We start from the raw sequence: 22,618 nt of genomic DNA on the forward strand, positions 1-22,618 counted from the left end.
TCAGCCGCCTTCGACGGTACGCGTTCCCGCAGGCGCGGTGGCGGAGGCTTCCAGGGGTCGCAACGCGCGGAACGACCGCCGGTAATCGTCGAGCACCCGCCTGGCTTCCATGCCGTTCGCGATCACCCGGGGGGTGATCAGCACGACCAGTTCCGTCCGCCGACCGGTGGTTTCCTTGTTGCGAAACAGTGCACCCAGCAGGGGGATGCGTGACAGGCCCGGCACGCCCACGGTCGACTGCGTGTCCAGCTCCCGAATGAGGCCACCGAGGAGGACGGTCTGTCCGCTCTGCACGGCGACCTGTGTGGTCAGTTTGCGCTTCATGATGGGAAGATTGGGACCGGTTGCCGTGCGGTCCGCGCGGCTGACCTCCTGTTGCACGTCCATGTACACCAGACCACCGGGATTGATCCGGGGCCGCACGTCGAGAATCACGCCCGTGTCCTTGTATTCCACCTGGCCGACCATGTTGCCGCTGCCGGCGGCGGTATTGACGTACGTCTGCGTGACCGGCAGCTGGTCGCCCACCTGGATGCGCGCCTTGCGATTGTTGACGACGACCAGCGAGGGAGCGGACAGGATCTTGGTCTTGCCGGACTGCTCCATGGCCCGGAGCTTCACGCTCAGTTCGTTGTTGACGAACGAATAGAAGAGCGCATCCGGTCGCGCCTGCATGGCGTCGAGCGCGCCTCCCAGCGCCCATTGCTGCTTGTTACCCGGTTGGCTCACGGCACCGTTTCCACCCGCCAGCCCTTCGAGGTACCACTGGACGCCGAAGCGGAACTCGTCATTCAACGCCACTTCGAGGATTCTCGTCTCGATCTGCACCTGAAGCGGGACCGCATCGAGGCGCTCGATCGCCTTGCGCACATCGGCCCATTCCGAGGGACGGGCGCGGACCATCAGCTGATTGTTCGCGTCGATCGCGGTCACGCGAATACCGTTCGCCGTGGGACCCGCCGCCGAGGATGGCGAAGGCACGGACGGCGGCTGGTAGAAGTCCTTGTCGTCGGCGCCCGTTCCGCCGAACGCATCCGACGTATCGCCGCTGTCGTCGCCCAATGCACCCGTACCCAGACCCGGAGCGACCCGCCCTCCCGCATCGCCGTCGACCGCGGCACCGAAGACACCGGCAATGTACCGGGCGACATCGGACGCGGGCAGGTTGCGAAGATCGTAGACGAACAGACGCGGCTCGTTGCCACCACCGCCGTCGATGCGCGCAATCCATTCGCCCACGCGGGCCACGTGTTCCTCGCGCGTACCGATCACGACGAGACTACCCGTGCGCGCGACGGGAATGAAGCGGATGAGCCCGGCCACGGGGGCGCCGCTGCTGGCGCCGAACACGGATTCGAGTGCAGGCAGCAGCTCGTTGACCGACGCGTTCTTCAGGCTGAACACGCCGACCGACATGCCGCCGACCCAGTCGACGTCGAAGGTGTCTATGGTCGCCTGATAGTTGGCGAGTTCGTCCGGCGTGCCCGACAGGACGAGGACATTGCGTGCCGGGTCGGCAAGCAGGACGGCCTCCGGCAGCACGAACGGCGCAAGCAGCTTGGCCATTTCGGGAGCGGAGACATAACGCAGGGCATACAGGCGGGCGGACATGCCCGCAGCGGGCGCACCCGCTTTCAGACGGGGCACCAGATGGCCCGCCACCGCCTGCCCCACCGGAAGAACGTTGTAGCGTCCATGCTCATGAACGAGGGCATTCCCCGTCCAGGACAGGAGGGTTTCGAGAATGGGCAGGGCTTCGTCACGCGCGACCGGTTGCGCGGTGGAGAACGAGATCGTGCCTCTTACGCCGGGGAGCACCGCGTAGTTCGCCTCGAGCAGATCGCCGAGAATCGCCTTGACCACGGCCTCGACGGGTTGATCCTCGAAATTGAACGTCACCGCACCGCTGCCCTTTGCCGCCGCGCGTGGCGAGCGCAGCGCCTGCGGGTGAACGAAGCGACCGCTGCCCGCGTGGATTTCCGTCGACGCCGCGCTGCCGGCGGTGCCATCCGTCTGGTTGGCGTCGTCGAGTGGCAACGGCGCGGGCACCGGCTTGTCGGTTCCCGCCATCGCTTCGCGTTCAAGCGCGACCGAAGCCATGCGCGACGAATGCGAGGCGCAGCCGACCATCAGCAGGGCCGATAAGGTGGCCGCGCCGAATGTGGATGGTTTCATGTGCTGCTGCTCCTTCCTTGGGGGCGCGTGGTGCGCCCGCTACTGCGAGTCCTGTGCCTGCTGGCGCTGTTGTTGCTGTTCCATGCGGCGCTTCTGCACCGCCTGCTTCAGTGCTTCGATGCGTGCACGCTGCAAGGCGTCGTCATCCTGTCGCGGCGGCGACTGTCGTGCACCGGCATCGACCGGGTGCGGAAGCGCCGGACCGGTCATGCCCGACGACTGGGATGGTTCCACACGCATCGCCCCCGGCGGCAAGGGCTGAAGCGGCGTCGCCTGCGGCGGCTGACCGGGGCCGTTTCCGGGTCGCCTGGCGTCCTTGGCGAGCGCATCCGGCGCGCTCACCTTGAGCGTGAGTTCGCGATGCTCGCCACCGTTGTCGAATATGGCGCTGCGCGGCGTGAGCGACGCGAGCGTCCAGTGGCCTTCGGCCAGCGGTGAGCCCTCTTTTACGCGGACGGTGACATCCTTGCCCTTGTCGCGCAGCAGCGCCATGCGCAAGCCGGGCGTCACGATGATGCCCGTGAGTTCGAGGTCGCCGATGTTGCTGGCGTTGTCGTCGTCACCCGCGGCGGCGACCGGCTTGCGATCGGCCATGAACAAAGGACGCTGCCAGACCTCGGCAAACCGTGCGAGCGGCACGGGCGTGGGCATCGCCACCGGGCGGGTCGCGGGCAGCGGCTGCGGGCCGGCGGGATCGTCCCAGCGAACGCCACGACCCACGCCTGCCGCGAGGACACAAAGTGCGCCCACGAGGACGATGACGACACCACCCAGCACGGGTGTCAGACGACGCTGGCCGGCCGCATTCATGTCGCCGCCTTTGCCGTGCGGGCGGCATGGATGTAACCGGATACGGTGAACTGAACTTCCATGGGCGCCGCGCCGCCGGCGCGTGCCGCGACCGGGTTCCGGTAGATGCTGAAGTCCTCGATGAAGAGATACGGCGTGGCGTTTTCGATGTCGTGGATCACGGCCGTCATGGGCTGCATCTGGCAGCGAAGGCTGATGTTCACGGTGACCTTGCGGTAGGGATCGCTCGCTTTTTCCTGACTCGGAACCGGCATTTTCTGGACCACGTCGCAGGCACCGTCTTCCTTGTGCGCCGCGGCGACGTCGACGATGCGCTGCATCAACCCGGCGGCGGCGGCGTTGGTGTCGTCGCCGGGCAGGAAGGCATCGCTGCGCGTCTGTCCCTGCTCGAGCGAGGCCAGACGCTTTTCGAGCTGCGGGCGCTCGGCGATGGCCGCCGCGTAACGCCTCTGCGTGTCACGCAGGTCGTCCATTTCGTCGGCCATGGCGGACTGCGGCGCCACGAACCACCAGTGGATGAAAAGGAAATACGCGATCGCCAGGACCACGATAGCGAGAAGGATGGCGGCGACGCGGGATTCAGCGGGCTTCATGCGCACGGGGTGCCTCCTTCGCGCTGGTCGAAGCCGCTGCGACGGTTGTGCCGCCGGCCGGCGCGGATGCGCTGCCTGCACGCGCGGGGTGAGCCACGGCGGGGACTGTTTCCGGTTTCGGAATCAGTGCCTTCGCCTGCATGTAGAAGCGCTCCTTGCCGGAGGTGGGGTCGGCCTGGATGGTTCCCTGGAAACTCGGGTCGCCGATGCTGCGCGCACCCTTGAGGGCATCGATGAGCCGCGCCGCCTGAGGACTCTGACCCTGGAAGCCCAGCTGACCGCTGGCATTGAGCGTAAAGCGTTCGAGCCAGGTGTCGTCCGGCAGGCGCTGGGTCAGCTCCTCGAGCACGGGGAGCACCGCGGCCGTCTCCGTCTTGCGACGGGCCAGGAAACCCGAGGCGCCCGCGCTGTCCGTGAGTTTCTGGCGCAAGGCCTTCACCCGCTGCGCATCGCTTTCCATTCCTTCGACTTCGGCACGCATCGCCTCGAGCGAGAGATGACGGTTGTGCAGCCACATCGCCATGACGCCGAGCGTCAGCAGAGCGATGGCCGCGACGAGAAAGAGATTGAGACGGCCACGGCGATCGACGCGGCGCGGAGCGCGTGCCGGTGGGAGAAGATCGACACCGGCCAGATCGTATCCGTCCGCGACATCGACGCGGTCCGGCGCGATGCCGAGCACGGCGAGTTCGTCCAGCAGGGGATCCAGCGCGCTGCGAGGCGTGGCGGCGAGCTCGGCCACGAAGCGGCCCTCCGCGCCGGCCGCGCCGAGATCGCGCACGCCGAAATGGATCTCCTCCGCCCGGAAAGGGGTCTGCCTGTCGAGATCGAAACCGACCACCTGACGCAGGTTGTCGCGCGCCGCGATCGGCAGGACGAGGCGGCGGCGCAGGACGTGCGCCGCGGGCAGGACGAGGGCAACGCGCCGGTCGGCGGGATCGGCTTCGGCCAGCGCCTTCGCCAGAAGGGCGGTCCGATGCTCGGTCGTATCCAGGTCGGCCGCCTCGGCCACGGCGGAACCCTCGCCGGCACGACGCAACGACCAGCCGTCATCGTGTCGTTCGACCGCATACCAGCGTTCGCCACCGGCGAAGGTATCGCGCCAGCGCGCGGGCATCAGCGCCGACAACTCGCCACCCCACCAGCGCAGGAACCCTGGCAGCGCGCTGCCTCGCCAGGCGCGGCGAAGTCGCTCGATCTGCAACTGGGAGGCGTCCTGCAAAGCGGTCATTCCTCGTCTCCTTCGCGCCAACGCAGTACGGCGTAGGGCTGATTTCCCGATCTTATCCCACGCAGTCGGATCGTCGATGTAAGGGAACTCCTGGTTCCGTCGTCAAGGATCGCCTGCGCACGTATCGTGTGCGTGACACCGTTGCCACCCGCCGCGGCCGCACCCGTGGCCTGCCCTCGCGCCGAGAGGATCGCCGTCGCACCGGCGCTGCCGAGACCGGGGATCGCCGCCAGAGCGAGTGGCTGCGCGTGTTCGGTGTTGGGCCGTTCGCGACCCGACCAGATGGTCAGAACCGGGGCGACCTGCGCCCAGAGCTGCGCATCCATACCGAGCACCATGCGCCCCTCTTCCACCGTCGCGAAGGGCCCGTTGCGAGGGCCGTAGCCCAGGCCCGCCGCTTCATATTGTGGTTGCTTCGCGCCGTTGGGCAGCGCCGCATCGCCCGCGCGGCGCCAGTCCTGGATGGCCGCCGAGAGGTGGCTCGCCTTGTCGTCGTTCGCACCCGCCGCTTTGAACAAGCCTGTCAGGACGTCATCGGAAGCCGCGTTGAGATCGACCTTCCCATCTTCGTCGACGATGGTGAGGGTGACCTTCGCGTCGTCGAATTCGAAGAGGTAAGGACGACCGTCCGCCACCCACCGCGCATCGATGTCCGTGGACTGCAGCGCCTGAATGGCCCGGATCACACCGGCCTCCGCCGCGTAGTGCGCGCGCGTCTGAGCGAACTGATAGCGGGCCTGCAGGCCCTCGGTACGGGCCAGCGCCGCAAAGCCGCCAAGCATGATGGCCAGGAGCGTACAGCCCCACAGCACGATGAGCAGCGCGACGCCGCGTTGCCGTACGCCCATCATCGGATCACCGGTCCGCGCGTTCCGCGCGTCAGGGAAAAGCCGTTGCGCGACGCCGTCGGATCGAGACGGATGGGCGCGACCAGCGTGGGAAAGGCAACGTTGCCGCCGACGTCGAGCGCCAGACGGATAAGGGAAGGCGTACGCCGGGTATCGTCCCAGCTTTCCTGCCAGTCGCCTGGCTGGTTCTTGTCGTCCATGCCGCGGTAACTGAAGGCGCCCTTGCGAATGCCGCGCAGCAGTACTTCGGGTTCGCCGATCGGCCTGGGCTCACCACCGTTGGGCGGCAGGAGCGAAAGCGCGACTTCGAGGCGATAGCCATCGTTGCCGTCGCGCACCAGCGACACGGCCTGCAGTTGCGGTCCGAGTCGTGAAAGGTATCCCGGCATCGGTGCGACGAAGCGCAGCGTCGTCGCGTCGCCGGAAAAGACGATCGGATCGCCGTCGTCGGTTTCAGCAAAGGGAACGATCAGCGCCTGGGCGATCTCGGTGCGCAGGTAGCCCTGGGCGGAACGGATCTCGTCCATGCGCTGGATGGCTTCGCTACCGCTGCGGACGATACGCGACGCCGTACTGATGCCCGAATACACACCCAGCAGGACGATGGTCAGCAGCGCGAGCGCCGCCAATACTTCCATGAGACTGAAGCCACGCTGCCGCGTCATGGCTGTCCCTCCTGCCCCGAGCCGCCCATGCGCAGCGTGGAGAACCGCGCGTGCCGCTCACTGCCCTCCGGCCCCCACATGACGTCGAGGTCGATGCGATAGATCACGGCCGCGGCCATGGAGCCATCCGGCACCGGACGGGCACCGGGGACCTGATAACGGCTGACGTTCATCCGCCAGCGATAGGTGTCGTCGATGCGGCCCTCGCTGTCACCCTCGCGTATCGGGTCCATGACGAACGCGCCGTCGAGCAGCGAACGGGCACGCAGCGCGGCCTGGGTTCGCTCGTTGGCGCGTGCCGTCAGGCTCATCGAACTGCCCGCCACCTGCATCAGCGCCGCGAAGGCGATGGCAAGCACGGCGATGGCGGCGATGACTTCGAGCAGGCTGAAACCATTCTGTCGGGCGATGCGCTTCATCGCGTGTCCACGACCTGGATGGCGCCGGTCAGCCACGCGACGTTGACGTGCCACTCGCGTGCGCCACGCTTGAGCGTGATGCGACCGCCGGTGGAACTGCCGTCGGGAAAGAAGCGGATACGCCCGGTGGTCGCGTTGGCCTGGTCTTCGCGGGCGCTGGTGATCGACACGCGCATGTCCCTTGGTAGCCGCACATCGCCTTTGCCGGGCGCACGATAGGTGGCCGCCGATGTGTCGACTTCGAGCGCAAGGCTTTCGCCTTTCACGATCGACTGCGCCCGCGTCCAGCGCAGCGCCGCCGCGAGTTCACCGCTGGCCGCGTTGACGCGGGCGCTGGCAAGCCCCTGGGTCACCGGGATCGAGACGGCCGCCGCCGCGATCCCGATCAGGAGGATCACGGCCAGCATCTCGAACAGCGTGAATCCGCGCGTGCGCATGGCCGTTATCCGTCCGTCCTGCCGGATTACTGCCAGTTGCCGTAGTCGGCCGAGTAGCCGTCGCCGCCCGCCTTGCCGTCCTGCCCATAGAACACGAGGTCGAAGCTGCCGTGCTCACCCGGGTAGCGGTAGCCGAACGGATGGCCCCAGGGATCCTTCAGATCGGATTCCTTGGCATACGGACCTTGCCAGTTTTGTGCATCGGCCGGCTTGGTGGTGAGGTCGTCGAGGCTGTGCGGCGGGCTGCCGTTGTCGAGGGCGTAGTTTTCGATCTTCTGGCCCAGCGTGGTCACCTGGGCCTTGCCGGCACCGTACTTGCCCTTATCGACGTTCTTGCCGACCTGGGTCACCACGATGGCACCGATGATGCCGATCAGCACGATCACGGCGAGCATTTCCAGCAGCGTGAAGCCGCGGGCGTGGCTGTGACGGAGGGTACGGTTCACGCGCATGGGACAAGCTCCTTGAAACGGGTTCGATCAGTTGATGTTGCTGGTAAGACTGAGCAACGGCAGCAGGATTGCCGCCATGATGAAAGCGACCATCACGGTCATGACGATGGTCAGTGCCGGCACCAGCGCCGCCAGCAGGCGGTCGATGGCGCGCTTGGCCTCGACGTCGAAGGTGTCGGCGACCTTGAGCAGCATGGTGTCGAGCGCGCCGGCTTCCTCGCCGACCTGAATCATCTGCAGCGCCAGCCGTGGGAAGCGCTCGGTCTGGGCGAGGGAAGTGCCGAGCCCCGCACCACCCTTGACCCGCTCGGCGGCCTGTTCGAGTGCCTGGTCGAGCGCGCGGTTGCCGGTGACCTGACGCGCGATCGCCAGCGACGACAACAAGGGCACGCCGTTCTTGAGCAGGGTACCCAGCGTACGGGCGATGCGTGCCGTCTCGACCTTCAGAAGCAAGGGGCCGGCGACACGCATGGTCAACAGACGGCCGTGGAAAGCGAGCTTGGTATCGGGGTCGCGCAAACGCAGACGCAGGAAGGCGCCGAGCACGACCATGACCAGAACGATGGCCCACCACCAGTCGCTGATCACCGTGCCGAGCGCCAGCACGACCTGCGTGATCAGCGGGATCGGGACCTGCATGTCGGCGAAGATCGGCACGAACTGCGGCACCACGTAGGCGAGCAGCAGCACGAGCGAGCCGAGCACGCCGACCATCAGGAAAGCCGGATAGATCAGGGCATTGATGATGCTGCCGCGCAAGGCCTGCGCACGCTCGAGGTAATCGGCCAGGCGCCGCAGCGTTTCGTCGAGCGAGCCACCGGCTTCGCCCGCACGCACCAGGCTCACGTAGAGACGCGGAAAGACACCGTTCTCTTCATCCAGCGCCGTGGACAGGGTCGTTCCGCCGCGCACGCGATCGCGCACGCGCTCGACCAGATTCTTCGCGCGATCGCCTTCCGGAAGGTCGAGCAGGATACCCAGCGCGCGGTCCAGCGGTTGTCCGGCACCCAGCAAGGTGGCGAGCTGATGCGTGAACTGCGCCAGCTGATCGCCCGTGAAAGGTCCCTTGCGGAACAGCGCGGCGATGCCGCCTCCCGACGCGGCACCGTCCGCGGGCGCGGCCTCCAGCGGCGTGTGGCCCTGGTCCTGGAGGCGCGCCACCACGTCCGCGACGGAAGAAGCTTCCATCCGACCGGTAAGGGCTTCGCCTGCGGCACTGATCGCGCGGTAACGGAACATGCTCATGAGTGTGGGCCTAGGATTCCTGCGTCACGCGCAGGACTTCCTCGATCGTGGTGATCCCAGCCACCGCCTTCGCGAGACCGTCCTCGTACATCGTGCGCATGCCCTCGGCGCGAGCCAGCCGTTCGATCTCACCGGCATCCGCGCGCTGCATGACCAGGCGGCGCAGCGGATCGCTCATGATGAGGAACTCCATGATCGCCCGACGTCCGCGGTAGCCCGTCGGATTGGCCGCGCTGGTGCCGGGCTTCCACAGACGGATGGGGCGCTCGTCGGTGTATTTGTGCAGTTCGAACTGCTCGATGACTTCCGGCAGGGCCTCGTACGGGACGGCCGTCTCGGGATCGAGCCGGCGAACCAGACGCTGGGCCAGGATGCCGTTGACGGTGGAGCCCAGGAGGTAATCCTCCACGCCCATGTCGAGCATGCGGGTGATGCCACCCGATGCGCTGTTGGTATGCAGCGTCGACAACACCAGATGGCCCGTGAGCGCCGACTGGATCGCGATCCGGCAGGTTTCCAGATCGCGCATTTCGCCGATCATGATGACGTCCGGATCCTGACGGACGATCGAGCGCAGCGCACCGGTGAAGTCCAGTCCGATCTGCGGTTTCACCTGAATCTGGTTGATGCCCTCGATCTGGTATTCGACCGGGTCCTCGACGGTGATGATCTTCACGTCGGGCGTATTGATCTGCGACAGCGCGGTGTACAGCGTGGTCGTCTTACCCGAACCGGTAGGCCCGGTGACGAGCAGGATGCCGTGCGGCCGGTCGAGCACCTCCACGAAGCGGTCGCGGAAATGGCCCGTGAAGCCCAGCGATTCAAAATCGAACACGACCGATTCGCGGTCGAGGATACGCATGACCACCGACTCGCCGAAGCTGGTCGGCACGGTGGAGACGCGAAGGTCGAGCTCCTTGCCCTGTACGCGGAGCTGAATACGACCATCCTGCGGCAGGCGACGCTCGGCGATGTTGAGCCGCGCCATGATCTTTACACGGGATATGACAGCCGCCGTCGAACTGGACGGCGGCGCTTCGACCTCGTGCAGCACGCCATCGATGCGATAGCGGACCTTCAGGCGGTTCTCGAACGGCTCGATGTGCACGTCCGACGCGCGCTGCTCGACCGCACGCTGGAGAATCAGGTTGACCAGGCGGATGACCGGCGCTTCGGAAGCGAGATCGCGCAGGTGCTCGACGTCGTCTTCGACCGCCGCGGTGCCGTCGAGACTTTCGACGATGCTGCCCATGGCGGAACGACCCTGGCCGTAATAACGCTCGATCAGATCGTCGATTTCCGAGCGCAGGCCCACGCGCAACCGGACCTCACGGCCCGTCGCCAGGCGCACCGCCTGCAACGGGTAAGGATCGGCGGGGTCGGCCACGAGCAGGCCGAGGCCTTCGTCGCCCTCGCGCACCGGCACGACATGATATTGCTTGAGAAATCTTACGGAGAGTTCGACGTCGGCCGGCGGCAGCTCGGGAGCGTCCTTGGCGGCGAGCAGGTCCAGCCGCAGCAGATCGGCCCAGGCGTCGGCAAGATCGCGCTCGGAGACCAGGCCAAGCCGCGCCATGAGCGAGGTCAGCGTGCCATCCGGGGTCTCATCGTGCAGGCGGCGCGCCCGCGCGAGATCGGTGTCCTTCAGGCGGCCGTGCGCGACCAGATGCGCGCAAACCTGGGCTTCGCCGGGTTCCCCGGTGAGCATGTCCTTATATTCGGTCATCGCAGACATGCCAACTCCACACGGTCCGTAGGTTACGTCTTGCCAGGCGGTCGTTCCTGACCGCGCGGGCCGCTATTGGTAGCACAGACCGTGTGTCGGGGGCGACCGGGAAACCTCCGATTCGCGACAGGGCTCAACAAGCGAAAGCCGGCGTTGCCGCCGGCTTTCAAGGACTTGGCGGCGCCGTGTAGGCGCCGCCGGGCATAATTACCAGCCCACGCCTACACCCACGCCACCCGACGACTCGCCTCCGCTGATCGATGCGCCGAAGGTCAGGCTGGCACGGGGCGACAGGGCGCGCGAGTAGCCGACTGACAGGGCTCCCTGCCCCTTGTAGCCGCCGACGCCCACACCCATACGGTTGTCACCGCTGACCCCCTGCGTGCTGAAGGCCATCTGCGACATCGCCGCGCCCATCGCGCCCACCTTGTTCAGGCGGTCGTTGAGGTTGCTGAAGCGACGGTCCACCGTGCGCTTGTAGTCATCGAAGGCGCCGCCGCTGACCACATCGCCGAACTTCTGGTCGGTGTAGGCCTTGGCGCTGCTCAGCGTCGTCGCGTCGCCCTGATCGGCGTACGACTTGGCGGTGGCAACGGCCTGATCGACCTGGCCGAGATTGGCGGCGTCGGTCGGTGCCGTTCCAGCCGCGACGTTCGTCACGCGACGCTCCGCGCCCGCGCTGCCGACCGATACGGTATTGGCCTGATCGGCGACCGAGTTGGCACCCAGCGCCACGCTGTTGGTCGCGGCCGCCGTCACGGTGGCTCCCGTACCCACGGCGGTGCCGTTCTCGGCGCCGACGCTGGCATTGGTACCCACCGCGAGATCGGTAGGATCCTTGGCGTAGCTGCCCGCGCCGATGGCGGTGCCGTTACCGGTGCCCTCGACGACGGCGGCGGCGGCGGCCGCGGGCGCCGCGGCAACAACCGGCGCGGCGGCCACCGGCGCGGCAACCACGGCATCGGCCGTGACCGGTGCGGACGCGCCGACCACCGTCGGCGATATCACCGAATTGCGCCGCACGGGCGTCCCGCCCGGAATCGTGGTTCCACCCGACTTCGACTCGAGCTGACCGACCCGCGTATCGAGGGACGACAACGCGCCGTCCAGCGCACCGACCGCATCGCCTACCGTCCCGTACGAGCTTCCCTGCACCCGGTATACCGGGCCGACGAATCCACTCGCGCCCATCGTCGCGCCGCCGCCGAGCGCCATCGCCACGGCGTTACCCGCCGCGTTCGAGGTGCCCGAGAAGGCGCTCGAGAGTGCCGTGTTCAGCTGCCCCAGGTTCACCGCATCGGTGGTCTGAGTACCCGCCGCCACGTTGGTGATCTGCCGGTTGCCCGACGCGCTGCCCACCGACACGGTGTTCGCGCGGGTTGCCACCGATCCCGCACCGAGGGCGACGGAATTCACCCCGAGGGCGCGAGCGCTGTCACCGATCGCCGTGGCGCTGGCCGCACCGGCGTTGGCGGATGCACCGATCGCCGTCGTCGAGGTTTTGCTGGCCGTGGCGAACGCACCCTGTGCCGTCGACAGATCGCCGCCGGCGCTGCTTCCCGCACCGGTGGCCGTGGCATAGGCACCCGTCGCACTGGCGTCGTCGGAGCCATCGCCCGCACCCGTGGCGGACACGTAGTGCGCCGCGGAGCTCACGCTGTCCGCAAGGTCCGTCAGCTGCTGGACGTTCGCCGCGTCCGTGCCCTGCGTGCCTGCGGCGACGTTGGTGACCTGACGCTCGCTGCCGCGCGCGCCCACGGACACCGTGTTGACGCGGTCGGCATTGGCGTTGGACCCGAGCGCCACACTGTTGGCCGTCGTGGCCGTCGCGCCGTTGCCAATGGCGACGGCGTTGGTCGCCGGCGTCGTGACGAGGCTGTTGGCGCCGAGGGCGACACTGCCTGCGCCGCGCGCCGTGGAGAAGTCACCCACGGAAACGCTGCTCGCACCCGAGGCCCAGCTGTTGATGCCCAGTGCCGTCGCGTTGCCGCCCGGCGCATATGCGAAGTAGCCGAGTGCCGTGCTCCCGACACCTTCCGCCGCCGCGACACCACCGAGGGCCGTCGCATAATCCGCCGTCGCCTGCGCCCCCGCACCGAAGGCGGCCGCGCTGTCACCCGTGGCACCGGTGTAGATGAGGCCGAAGCCCGCCAGGTTGCTCGGGCCACCCACGGCGACCGAGCCCGCGCCCGACGCCGTGGTCGACGTACCGACCGCCGTCGAGTAGTCGCCGGTGGCATTGGCGACCGCACCCAGCGCCGTCGACTGCGCGCCGCTGGCGTAAGCGCCGACACCGGCCGATGTCGCGGCGAAACCGCTCGCCTGCGAGCTCGCACCGACCGCGGTACCGCCGACGCCGGCACTCGTCGCACCGGTATCGACCGGATTGCCGTTGGCATCGGAGATCAGCGCGTTGCCGTCTTCATCGATGGCATTGCCACCCACCGCGACGCTTCCCGCGCCGGTCGCCTGCGCGCCGGCACCGAACGCCGCGGCGTTCCTGCCACTGGCGACGCTGCCATACCCGTTGGCCGTAGCGAAGTCGTTCGCGGCAACCGCACCCGCACCGGTCGCCGTCGCTCCCGTACCGGCCGCGAAGGCACCCGAGCCGGACGCGCTGGCATAGTCACCGACCGCCTGCGCATCGTCGCTGCCATCGCCCGCACCATTGGCGCGGAAGTAATGGCTCGCATCGCTGGTCGCGCTCGACACGGCATCCAGCTGACCCTTGTTCACCGCGTCCGTCGCTTCGGTACCCGCGGCGACGTTGGTGATCTGCCGCTCGCTGCCGACATCGCCCACCGAGACGGTATTCGCGCGGTCGGAATACGAGCCCGCACCGAGTGCGACCGAATTCGCCGCACCGGCGATGGCGGATTCGCCGATCGCCGTGCTGCTCACGCCATCCGCCCAGCTGTTCCAGCCCAGCGCGGTCGCGTAGTCCGCCGTCGCCCAGGCGCCCGCACCGAAGGCGGAGGCACCCGTGCCCGCGGCCTGTGCCGGAATGAAGCCGAAGAAGGTGCTTCCGCCGACGGCGACGCTCTCGTCACCCGTGGCCTGCGCACTTTCACCGACGGCGATGCTGCTGGCACCACTCGCCGCGCTTTGGGTGCCGACGGCCGTGGAGAGATCGCCTGTCGCGTTGGCCACCGCGCCAAGCGCCGTGGCCTGAGCACCGCTCGCGTACGCACCGACACCCAGCGACGAAGCGGCAAAGCCGCTGGCCTGCGCGCTGGCGCCGACCGCCGTTCCACCGACATCCGCGCTCGTGGCGCCCGTGTCGACAGGCACACCGCCGCTCGTGATCAGCGGATTGCCATCGGCATCGACCGCCACGCCGCCGACGGCGACGCTTCCGGGACCATTGGCCTGCGAGCCCGCACCGTACGCCGCGCTGTTCTGGCCGGTGGCGACGCTGCCGTAGCCCGTTGCCGTGGCATTCGTACCCGTCGCCACCGCACCGCTGCCGAACGCACTGGCACCGTCGGCCGCGGCGAATGCACCGGAACCCGCGGCGGTCGCGTAGTTACCCGAAGCCAGCGCATCATCCGATCCGTCGCCGATGCCGTTAGCCTTGAAGTAATGGCTCGCATCGCTGGTCGCACTGGATACCGCGTCCAGCTGTCCCTTGTTCACCGCGTCCGTCGCCTCGGTACCTGCCGCGACGTTCGTAATCTGCCGTTCGCTGCCGACGTCACCCACCGACACGGAGTTATCGCGATCGGCCGTTGAGCCTGCGCCCAGTGCGATGGAGTTCTCTCCCAACGCCCATGCGTTGGCGCCGAGGGCCGTTGCGTTGTTGCCGAGTGCCCAGCTATTCGTGCCGAGCGCGATCGCATTCTCAGCCTCGAGCCCGAACAGCCCGAAACCGGTTTCCGCGTACTGACCGATCGCGACACTGCCGACACCCGATGCGCTGGCACCGCCACCGACGGCCGTCGCACCGGCGCTGTACGCCGACGAACCATAACCGTTCGCTACAGAGAGACTGCCATCGGCAAAGGACTGCGAACCGGTGGCGGTCGAGCCTGCGCCAGAGGCCTGAGCGAGGAAGCCGCTGGCCGTGGATTGCTCACCCTGCGCGAATGCCGCCGTGCCCAGTGCCGTCGCGTAAGCACCTTCGGCCTGCGCGCTGGCGCCAACGGCGGTGGCGGCGAGACCGGAGGCCGTTGCCGGACCGACGGCTTCGCCGGTCGCGTTGTAGGTAATCAACGGATTGCCGTCGGCATCGAGGGCTTGCGCACCGATCGCTGTCGCGCCGTTCGCCGAGGCCTGCGCGCCGGAACCGTAGGCCGAGCTGTTCTGACCCGATGCAACGGATCCATAGCCGCCGGCGGTGGCGAACGACGCGTTGGTGCTCGCCCCGCTGCCGATGGCCGACGATCCGTTGCCCTGCGCGATCGCGCCCTGACCGACCGCCGTCGTGTAGTCGCCGCTGGCGAAACTACCCGAGCCGACGCTCGACGCACCCGTGCCGTCGGCAATCGCTCCATGGCCGTGTGCAAGCGATTCATCGCCGAACGCCGCGCTGCTCTCGCCGGTCGCGGTGGAACCCGTCCCGGATGCTTCCGCATTGGCGCCCGTAGCGGTCGAATTCTCGCCCGTCGCCGACGCGAGCCCACCGACGGCTGTGGCGTTGTTCGCCGCCGCGTAGCTTCCGCTACCGATCGCGGATGCGAAGTCGCCCGTCGTCGTCGCCACCGCGCCGACCGCCGTGGACTGCACGCCACTGGCCAGCGACTGCGCACCGAGTGCGCTGGAACCGAGATCCTGCGCGCTCGCGCGTTCGCCGACCGCCGTGCTGCTTTCGGCGGCGGCGTACGTGTTCCAGCCCAGCGCCGTCGCGTAATCCGCCGTCGCCCAGGCACCGGCACCGAAGGCCGCCGCGCCCGTACCCGTCGCCTGTGCCGGAATGAAGCCGAAGAAGGTACTGCCACCGACCGCGACACTCTCGTCGCCCGTGGCCTGCGCACTTTCACCCACCGCGACGCTGCTCGCGCCCGTCGCCGCGCTCTGTGTGCCCACCGCCGTGGAATAGTCGCCGGTGGCGTTGGCCACGGCGCCGAGGGCGAGACCCTGCGCGCCACTGGCATACGCACCCACGCCAAACGACGAGGCCGCGAAGCCACTTGCCTGGGCACTGGCACCGACCGCGGTGCCACCGACACCGGCGCTGGTCGCACCCGTATCGACCGGCAGACCCGCGTTGGTGATCAACGGATTGCCGTCTTCGTCCACGGCCACACCACCCACGGCGACACTGCCTGGACCGGTCGCCTGCGAACCCGCACCGTAGGCCGCGCTGTTCTGTCCCGTCGCCACGCTGCCATAGCCTGTCGCCGTGGCATTCGAACCCGTGGCTACAGCTCCGCTACCGAACGCGCTGGCACCGTCAGCACCGGCAAACGCACCGGCACCGGAAGCGGTCGCGTAGTTTCCTGTGGCGAGCGCGTCGTCCGACCCGTCACCATTGCCAGTCGCCTTGAAGTAGCGCGTCGCGTCGCTCACGGACGTGTCGAGCTGCGCCTTGTTCACCGCGTCGGTACCCTCGGTACCAGCCGCGACGTTGGCGATCTGGCGCTCGCTGCCGACATCGCCGACGGAGACGGTGTTATCGCGATCCGCTGTCGAACCGGCGCCCAGCGCCACGGAATTTTCGCCCAGCGCCCACGCGTTGGCGCCCAGCGCTGTCGCGTTGTTGCCGAGTGCCCAGCTGTTGGTACCGAGTGCTACCGCATTCTCGGCTTCGAGACCGAACAGGCCAAAACCCGTTTCGGCGTACCGACCGATCGCGACGCTTCCCGCACCGGACGCGCTGGCACCGCCGCCGACAGCCGTCGCGCCCGCGCTGTATGCGGCCGAACCGTAGCCGTTCGCGACCGAGAGGTCGCCATCGGCGAAGGCCTGCGAACCGGTCGCCGTCGAACCGGCGCCGGACGCCTGGGCAAGGAAACCGCTCGCCGTCGATTGCTCGCCCTGAGCGAACGCGGCCGTACCCAGCGCGGTGGCGAATTCACCTTCCGCCTGTGCACTTGCACCGATGGCCGTGGAAGCGAGACCCGAGGCTGTTGCCGGACCCACCGCCTCACCGGTCGCGTTATAGGTGATCAGCGGTTTGCCGTCGGCGTCGAGCGCCTGGCCGCCGATGGCCGTGGCGCTGTTGGCCGATGCCTGCGCACCCGACCCGTAAGCGGAACTGTTCTGTCCCGCGGCGACCGAGCCGTAGCCCGTTGCCGTCGCGAACTGTCCGTTGGCGACGGCGCCCGCACCGGTCGCGCTCGCACCGGTGCCGTTAGCGAAGGCGCCGGAGCCCGACGCCGTCGCGTAATCGCCGGTCGCCTGCGCGTCGTCGCTGCCGTCACCGGCGCCGTTAGCCTTGTAGTAGTGCGCCGCGTCGCTGACGCTGTCGGCCAGCGCGGTCACATCGCCCTGCACGCCATCGACGCGCTTCGACAACGTGTCCACGCGCTTCGATACACCGGTCACGGTTGTCGACACCTGGTCGAGCTGACCCTTGTTTACCGCGTCCGTCGCCTGCGTGCCCGCCGCGACATTGACCACCTGGCGTTCGGCGCCGGCGCGGCCGACCGAGACGGTATCGGCGCGGTTGGCAATGGAGTCGCTGCCGATCGCAACCGCGTTCTTCGCGATGGCGCGTGCGCCGCGGCCGATCGCCGTGCTCGATACGGAGGCGGCATTCGCGCCCTGCCCGATCGCCGTGCTGTCCGCACCCGTGGCGCGCGTACCCTGGCCGATCGCCGACGAGAAATCGCCTGTCGCCTGCGCGTCCTGGCCTACCGCCGAACTGGAATTGCCGCTCGCCTTCGCGTCGGTGCCGATGGCGATGCTGAAATCGCCCATCGCCTTCGCGGCCTGACCGCACGCAAAGGCGTCGTCGCCCTTCGCGCTCGGTGCCTTGCCCTGCAGACCGAAGAGGAAGCCACCGCATACCGTGCCGTTGTCTTTCGCCTGTACAGGCGCACTGGCCAGCGCCAGCATCGCACCGGCCGCCAGCGGCAGTGCCGCCATGGCGGCGCGAAGGCGTCGGGAGGCGCCGCCCTTGCCGTTTGCCCGAGCCAGCTCCGATGCCACGACCAGGATGCCAAGCGATTTGTTCCAGACCTTGCTGTAGATGGTGTTCATGTAACCTTCCTCCCAGATGTCCGCCATGAGCGATCGATGCGCGGGCGCGCTTTGCGCTGCCCGTCGCCTGTCCGTCGCGACCGCGGCGGACAAAGTGTCCATAAGGCCGGACGACGCGTCGTCGTCCGGCCATCCATACGTCTATTCGTCAATCCCCTGGAAACAGATCCCGGCATACCGGGATCTGTTCCATCGCGTCACAGCGTGTACGCACCCAGGACACTCACGCCCGAATACGCCGCTTCCCCCTTCACCGTCAGCGTCCACACACCGGCCGCAGGCTTGGCGGCCGTGAACGGCTCGCTGTTGCCCGGTCGGTTCGGCTGCGCCTTGACCACACCCTTCGGATCGGTCACCGAGATCGACACGTCGCCCGAGCCACCGTAGGTGCGCAGGGTCAGCGTCTTCGCGTTGGCCGGCACCGTCAGCTGGTACGCGGTCGTAGCACCGGCCGCGCCCTTCTGGCCGTTCAGGGCGGTGTTGTTGGCGAGCACGATCGCGGGCGGCGCGGCCGGCGGACCCCAGGCGTCGTACTGCGCCTGCGTCTGCGTATCGGACAGGCAGGCGTTGAGGCTCGACGCCTGCGCCGCCGTGACCAGGCCGTCGGTCGCCAGCTGCGTCGCATACGCGTGCACCGCGGAGCGGTAGTCACCGACCGTGGCAGCCGCACCGGCGAGGATCTTCGCGTTGGAGATCACGTTCGCACCGATGATCACGCCGCCCGGGACGAGGGTCGGAATGCCGGTGTCGCACGTGAGCAGCTTCTGCGAGGTGCGGTTGAGACCCCAGCCGATGTCCTGGAACAGCGCGGGCGTGAGGTCGACGTCGATCTGTCCGACGAGGTCCTGGTTGATCGCGTATTCCATGATCGCGTTCGGCGTCAGGCGCGTGTCGTAATGCGAGAACGACGAGCCCTGAGCGAGGACCGTCGGCGCATACAACTGCACGCTACCCTGCGCATCCGCACCGGCCAGACCCGTGCCCTTGCCGACCGCGCCGGTGAGACCGGTCAGGTTCGCCTTGAGCTTGCTGCCGTCCGCCTGGCTGATCGCGATCACCGGAATGGTGACCGGCGAGGCGGGGGTGCCTCCCGGCGTGATCGCGCCGGCCTGGTTGTTGGCGATGAGCACCGCCTTGGCGCCCGCGCTCTGTGCGTTCAGCGTTTTCACGGTGAAATCGCAGGTGCCACGGTCGATCAGGGCGATCTTGCCGGCGAGTGCCGAGCCGTTGGTGATGGCCGTGCAGCCGTCCGCGGGGCTTGCCTGGACGACGCTGCCGGTGAAATTGGAGGCCGTCGCCAGCGGGCCGAACGAGGCCTGCGAGAAGGTGTAATCACCCACGGCCGCAGCCGGCGCGGTGACGTGGAAGACGTCCGGCGTACCGAGCGCCAGCGGTGCTTCGGCCTTCACCGTCGGCCCCGTGAAGACGAGCTTGCCGTCGTCCAGCGCCGCCGTGACGCGCTGCGCGGCGGTGAGGTCGTACCACTTCTTCTGCTGCGTGTCGTTGTAGACGAAGGTGGAGTAGATGTCGGGACGAGCCACGCCATCGTCGCCGACGTACGGCGACCCGGTGGTCAGGCTGTTGAAGCCCGAGAAGCCGAGACCGTGCGCCATTTCGTGCAGCACGACGTTGAGGAAGTTGATCGAACCCGCTGGCGTCTTGCCGTCGAGACCGAAGTACCACTTCGATCCTTCGAGGCATCCCGTGGAACCCAGCGCACCGTTGAACTGGCTCTGGATATCGTCTTCGCCCGGCGCGCCGTCTTCATGGGTCAGCGCGTCGAACAGCGCGGAGTGATACCACGTGTTGCGCAGCGCGCCCGCGGGCAAGGTGCTGGTGTCGTCGAAGTAGAAGATGTACGTCGTACCGGACGATCCGAGCACACCCGAGGTGGCATCGCACGAGAGCGGCTCGAACGTCGCGCCGTTGGAGATGGTGACGTCGCTCTGCAGTACGGCGCCCCAGATATCCGCGGCGAACTGGTAGACGTTCAGCGCCTGCTTGCCGACCGTGGTGCCCGGATTACCGCCGACCGGTGTGGCCGGGGTCGGATCGTCGAGACCCTTGCCGGTGCCGACGTCCTGATTGACGATCTTGATCTCGGCGGCCTGGGTGCTCACGGCGGTGAACAGTCCGGCGGCGGCGAGCGCGGTGAAGAGAAGGCTGCGGCGAATCATCGTGTGACCTCCGGTGCCTTCGGCGCAGCCTGTACGCCGTGGTCGTCATGGTGGATCGATACGCTGCCGTCGGGCTGGCGCTCGGCGACGACGCTGCTCATCAGCTCCTGCGGAACGCGCACGGCCCTGGCGTGCACGCCATTACCGAGGCTGACCGTACGGAACGTCGACTTCGCATCGGCGGCGGTGCGCGGTCGCGCGCTGAGCGATGCCGACTTGCCCGCGTTGACCTGGAAGGCCTTCGACAACGCCGCGCGCTCGGCGGCGGTGGGCTCGCGGAGGCGACCCGTCGAAGGATCGATGGCCACCTGCACGCCCTGGACCATGACGGTCTGCGGCGCGGTGGCCTGCGGCGTTTCAGCGGCCTGCGCCGCTGTCGCCACGGTGAAGATGCCCGTCAGCACCAGGCCCAGAGCCTGTGCCAGTGTTCGTGAATTCATTACCGATACCTCCCTAGTGCGGCGCCGGGACCCCTCCCTGCACGCCCACCGGCGAAGACCCCCTCGCCGGCGTAAACACCTCAGGATTCGACGTTCCCCTCAACGCCAATCCGGACCCACCGACGCATCGCGCGTCGGTGGGTCGTTACTCATGGCGCGGTGAAACTCGCTTGCACCGTGACGTTGGCGAAATCCTTCACCCCCACCACGGTCACGTACCAGGTACCCGCCGCGGGACGGGCGACCGTCACCGCTTCGTTGTTCGTGGACGGCTTCACCGACCGGTAGTCGTACGCGGTCGACGAAGCGGCTTCGCCGTTTTTCACGTAGAGCGACACATCGCCGCTGCCGCCGAAGCTGCGCAGCGCCAGCGACCGCGCACCCACCGGGACATCGATGCGATAGACCAGCGTGCCGTTCGCGCGGCCGGTCTGACCGGTCAGCGCGACGCCGTTGCTGAGCGCGGTGGCATCGCCGTCGCCCGGCTCGCCAGGCGCGTCATTGCCCAGCGCCTTGTTGACGGCGGCGTAGGCATCGAGGATGCCGGCACCGATCGCCTTGTCCGGCGTAACCGGGAACGGCATTGCGGTCGAGGTCAGCAGCGTGCGGATCTCGGCCGGCGTCGGCGTCGCCACACCGGCGGCCCTGGTCGCCGACAGGATCAGCGCGACGGAGCCCGCGACGTGCGGAGTGGCCTGCGACGTGCCAGCCATGCCGCCGTAAGCGGCGGTGGTCGGCTCATGCGTGCCGTTGTTGATCGCCGACCAGATGAGACCGGCCTGTACCGGCGAACCCGCCGTGCCGTCGTTGGCGTAGATGCCGCCACCCGGTGCCGACAGGGCGACCTTGCTGCCGTAGTTCGAGTAGTAGGCGCGCTTGCCCGCGATGCCGTTGGAAGCCACGGTGAGCGCACCGGGGCAGCTGGCGGGCGAGTAGTTCGTCGCGTCCGCACCCGAGTTACCCGCCGCGACCACCACGGTCGTACCACGCGAGATCGCCGAGGCGATGGCATCCGAGGTCACCGCGTCGTCCGCGCAGGAACCGCCGCCGCCCAGGCTCATGTTGATGACCTGCGCGGGATGCGTATTGTCCGGCACGCCGTCGACGTGGCCGCCCGACGCCCAGACGATCGCATCGGCGATGTCGGAGGTGTAGCCGCCGCAGTGGCCGAGGACGCGGACCGGCAGGACTTTCGCCTTGTACGCGACGCCGGCCATGCCGGTGGCGTTGTTGCTGAGCTCGGCGATCGTTCCGGACACGTGCGTGCCGTGCCAGCTGGAATCCTCCTGCTCGTCGCCCGCCGACGGATCGATGCACCCGCCGTTGGCCAGCAGGTACTTGTCCTCGCTGGTCCAGTCGCCGGTGTCCCAGCCACCGGGCGCACGTGCATCCGTGCTGCGTCCGGAGACGAAGCCGTCGGAAATGAAGTCGTAACCCGCGTCGGCGAGCGACAGGTCGATGTCGGGATGCTGCGTGATGCCGGTGTCCAGCACGGCGACGGTCACGCCCGTGCCATCCGCGAGGTTCCACGCATTGGCCACGTTGCTGCCGCCGCGATTGGCGTAACTGGTCGCGTCGGAACCGATCTTCTCGGCGGTGCCGGTCGGCGGCCGGAAATGCCACTGGTAGCCGGCGTAGTACGGGTCGTTGACGACGACCGGGGTGACATCCGTCGCACGAATGTCATCGATCTTCTGCATCATCGCGTCGGGCTCGACGTGCTTCACCGCCGGGTCGGCGGCGATCTGCCGGATCAGCGTGTCCGCCTCGGTGCGCGTCAGCTTGCGCGACGTGCGTATCAGGTCGGAACCGGTGGCCAGTTTGCGGCCGTAGACGGCCTGGATCGCGGCGACCTTGCCGGCACGCAGCTGGCTGAATGTCCCTGCGGTGCGCGAGAGCGCCGCGCCGACGGACTGTGCCGCCGCGGAAGCGCTGACGCGTTCGGTGGTGCCGTCACGGTAGGTGACGATGAAACGGTCGTAGCCGCCAGGCGCACGCAGGCTGCTGACGTCGAAAGTCGCTTTGGGCGCATCCGCCCCGGTTGCGAAGATCCCGGGCGCGACGCCCAGGAGGAGCGAGGCGACGAACGTCCCCGCGGCGATCCGATTTACCATCTGCACTACCCTCTGCCCGTGGTATTGCTGCAGGCGACCGCTTGCCGGTCCCCTTCCTTTTTGACGTCTCCGGGACGTCCCCTGAAAAAAGGTTTTTTTGAGATCCTTCTGAACTCCCTCTGCGCCCTCTTCATGAGGACCGT

At 68.1% G+C, this 22,618-nt stretch carries 15 protein-coding genes; all 15 read right to left on the reverse strand.

The genetic code is table 11. The features are described from left to right. Positions 1-2,175, reverse strand: coding sequence for a type II secretion system secretin GspD (gspD, locus tag BLT40_RS10105; RefSeq protein WP_090352834.1), 2,175 nt, complete (start codon positions 2,173-2,175; stop codon positions 1-3). A gap of 39 nt (positions 2,176-2,214) precedes the next feature. Further along, a complete protein-coding gene (locus tag BLT40_RS10110) occupies positions 2,215-2,985 on the reverse strand; it encodes a hypothetical protein (RefSeq protein ID WP_090352835.1) in 771 nt (256 codons plus the stop codon). Then, complete coding sequence (gene gspM / locus BLT40_RS10115; RefSeq protein ID WP_090353862.1) at positions 2,982-3,578, reverse strand: type II secretion system protein GspM; 597 nt, start codon at positions 3,576-3,578, stop codon at positions 2,982-2,984. The genes BLT40_RS10110 and gspM overlap by 4 nt, the downstream gene beginning before the upstream one ends. Beyond that, a complete protein-coding gene (locus tag BLT40_RS10120; protein ID WP_090352836.1) occupies positions 3,565-4,809 on the reverse strand; it encodes a PilN domain-containing protein in 1,245 nt (414 codons plus the stop codon). The genes gspM and BLT40_RS10120 overlap by 14 nt, the downstream gene beginning before the upstream one ends. After that, positions 4,806-5,660, reverse strand: coding sequence for a type II secretion system minor pseudopilin (locus BLT40_RS10125; protein WP_090352837.1), 855 nt, complete (start codon positions 5,658-5,660; stop codon positions 4,806-4,808). Before BLT40_RS10125 ends, BLT40_RS10120 begins: the two co-directional genes overlap by 4 nt. Further along, positions 5,657-6,322, reverse strand: coding sequence for a prepilin-type N-terminal cleavage/methylation domain-containing protein (locus BLT40_RS10130; RefSeq protein WP_079522761.1), 666 nt, complete (start codon positions 6,320-6,322; stop codon positions 5,657-5,659). Before BLT40_RS10130 ends, BLT40_RS10125 begins: the two co-directional genes overlap by 4 nt. Then, a complete protein-coding gene (locus tag BLT40_RS10135) occupies positions 6,319-6,741 on the reverse strand; it encodes a prepilin-type N-terminal cleavage/methylation domain-containing protein (protein ID WP_090352838.1) in 423 nt (140 codons plus the stop codon). The genes BLT40_RS10130 and BLT40_RS10135 overlap by 4 nt, the downstream gene beginning before the upstream one ends. After that, entirely contained in the window at positions 6,738-7,178 is a 441-nt protein-coding gene (locus BLT40_RS10140; RefSeq protein ID WP_079522763.1) for a GspH/FimT family pseudopilin, read from the reverse strand. The genes BLT40_RS10135 and BLT40_RS10140 overlap by 4 nt, the downstream gene beginning before the upstream one ends. A gap of 26 nt (positions 7,179-7,204) precedes the next feature. Then, positions 7,205-7,630: a type II secretion system major pseudopilin GspG gene (gene gspG / locus BLT40_RS10145; RefSeq protein ID WP_081907331.1), complete on the reverse strand. Its 426-nt coding sequence runs from the start codon at positions 7,628-7,630 to the stop codon at positions 7,205-7,207. A gap of 27 nt (positions 7,631-7,657) precedes the next feature. Continuing rightward, complete coding sequence (gspF, locus tag BLT40_RS10150; RefSeq protein ID WP_036109846.1) at positions 7,658-8,875, reverse strand: type II secretion system inner membrane protein GspF; 1,218 nt, start codon at positions 8,873-8,875, stop codon at positions 7,658-7,660. Positions 8,876-8,885: 10 nt separating this feature from the next. Then, positions 8,886-10,601, reverse strand: coding sequence for a type II secretion system ATPase GspE (gene gspE / locus BLT40_RS10155; RefSeq protein ID WP_254857329.1), 1,716 nt, complete (start codon positions 10,599-10,601; stop codon positions 8,886-8,888). 207 nt (positions 10,602-10,808) lie between these two features. Beyond that, on the reverse strand, positions 10,809-17,744 hold the full coding sequence (locus BLT40_RS20440) for an ESPR-type extended signal peptide-containing protein (RefSeq protein WP_218124543.1): 6,936 nt from the start codon (positions 17,742-17,744) through the stop codon (positions 10,809-10,811). A 197-nt stretch (positions 17,745-17,941) separates the two neighbouring features. Continuing rightward, a complete protein-coding gene (locus tag BLT40_RS10165) occupies positions 17,942-19,921 on the reverse strand; it encodes a PA domain-containing protein (protein WP_090352840.1) in 1,980 nt (659 codons plus the stop codon). Continuing rightward, positions 19,918-20,361: a post-PEP-CTERM-1 domain-containing protein gene (locus BLT40_RS10170; protein WP_079522768.1), complete on the reverse strand. Its 444-nt coding sequence runs from the start codon at positions 20,359-20,361 to the stop codon at positions 19,918-19,920. Before BLT40_RS10170 ends, BLT40_RS10165 begins: the two co-directional genes overlap by 4 nt. 149 nt (positions 20,362-20,510) lie before the next feature. Continuing rightward, positions 20,511-22,475, reverse strand: coding sequence for a S8 family serine peptidase (locus tag BLT40_RS10175; protein WP_090352842.1), 1,965 nt, complete (start codon positions 22,473-22,475; stop codon positions 20,511-20,513). Positions 22,476-22,618: the final 143 nt, after the last annotated feature.

This window comes from Dyella sp. 333MFSha (assembly GCF_900102405.1).
GTDB lineage: Bacteria > Pseudomonadota > Gammaproteobacteria > Xanthomonadales > Rhodanobacteraceae > Luteibacter > Luteibacter mycovicinus.

What these genes read in the sequence shown, in the direction of transcription:
- BLT40_RS20440 (WP_218124543.1), bottom strand. Translation starts at nt 17,744, where the DNA reads ATGAACACCATCTACAGCAAGGTCTGGAACAAATCGCTTGGCATCCTG.
- gspM (WP_090353862.1), bottom strand. Translation starts at nt 3,578, where the DNA reads ATGAAGCCCGCTGAATCCCGCGTCGCCGCCATCCTTCTCGCTATCGTG.
- BLT40_RS10170 (WP_079522768.1), bottom strand. Translation starts at nt 20,361, where the DNA reads ATGAATTCACGAACACTGGCACAGGCTCTGGGCCTGGTGCTGACGGGC.
- BLT40_RS10120 (WP_090352836.1), bottom strand. Translation starts at nt 4,809, where the DNA reads ATGACCGCTTTGCAGGACGCCTCCCAGTTGCAGATCGAGCGACTTCGC.
- BLT40_RS10165 (WP_090352840.1), bottom strand. Translation starts at nt 19,921, where the DNA reads ATGATTCGCCGCAGCCTTCTCTTCACCGCGCTCGCCGCCGCCGGACTG.
- BLT40_RS10110 (WP_090352835.1), bottom strand. Translation starts at nt 2,985, where the DNA reads ATGAATGCGGCCGGCCAGCGTCGTCTGACACCCGTGCTGGGTGGTGTC.
- BLT40_RS10175 (WP_090352842.1), bottom strand. Translation starts at nt 22,475, where the DNA reads ATGGTAAATCGGATCGCCGCGGGGACGTTCGTCGCCTCGCTCCTCCTG.
- BLT40_RS10125 (WP_090352837.1), bottom strand. Translation starts at nt 5,660, where the DNA reads ATGATGGGCGTACGGCAACGCGGCGTCGCGCTGCTCATCGTGCTGTGG.
- gspF (WP_036109846.1), bottom strand. Translation starts at nt 8,875, where the DNA reads ATGAGCATGTTCCGTTACCGCGCGATCAGTGCCGCAGGCGAAGCCCTT.
- BLT40_RS10140 (WP_079522763.1), bottom strand. Translation starts at nt 7,178, where the DNA reads ATGCGCACGCGCGGATTCACGCTGTTCGAGATGCTGGCCGTGATCCTC.
- gspE (WP_254857329.1), bottom strand. Translation starts at nt 10,601, where the DNA reads ATGACCGAATATAAGGACATGCTCACCGGGGAACCCGGCGAAGCCCAG.
- gspD (WP_090352834.1), bottom strand. Translation starts at nt 2,175, where the DNA reads ATGAAACCATCCACATTCGGCGCGGCCACCTTATCGGCCCTGCTGATG.
- BLT40_RS10130 (WP_079522761.1), bottom strand. Translation starts at nt 6,322, where the DNA reads ATGACGCGGCAGCGTGGCTTCAGTCTCATGGAAGTATTGGCGGCGCTC.
- BLT40_RS10135 (WP_090352838.1), bottom strand. Translation starts at nt 6,741, where the DNA reads ATGAAGCGCATCGCCCGACAGAATGGTTTCAGCCTGCTCGAAGTCATC.
- gspG (WP_081907331.1), bottom strand. Translation starts at nt 7,630, where the DNA reads ATGCGCGTGAACCGTACCCTCCGTCACAGCCACGCCCGCGGCTTCACG.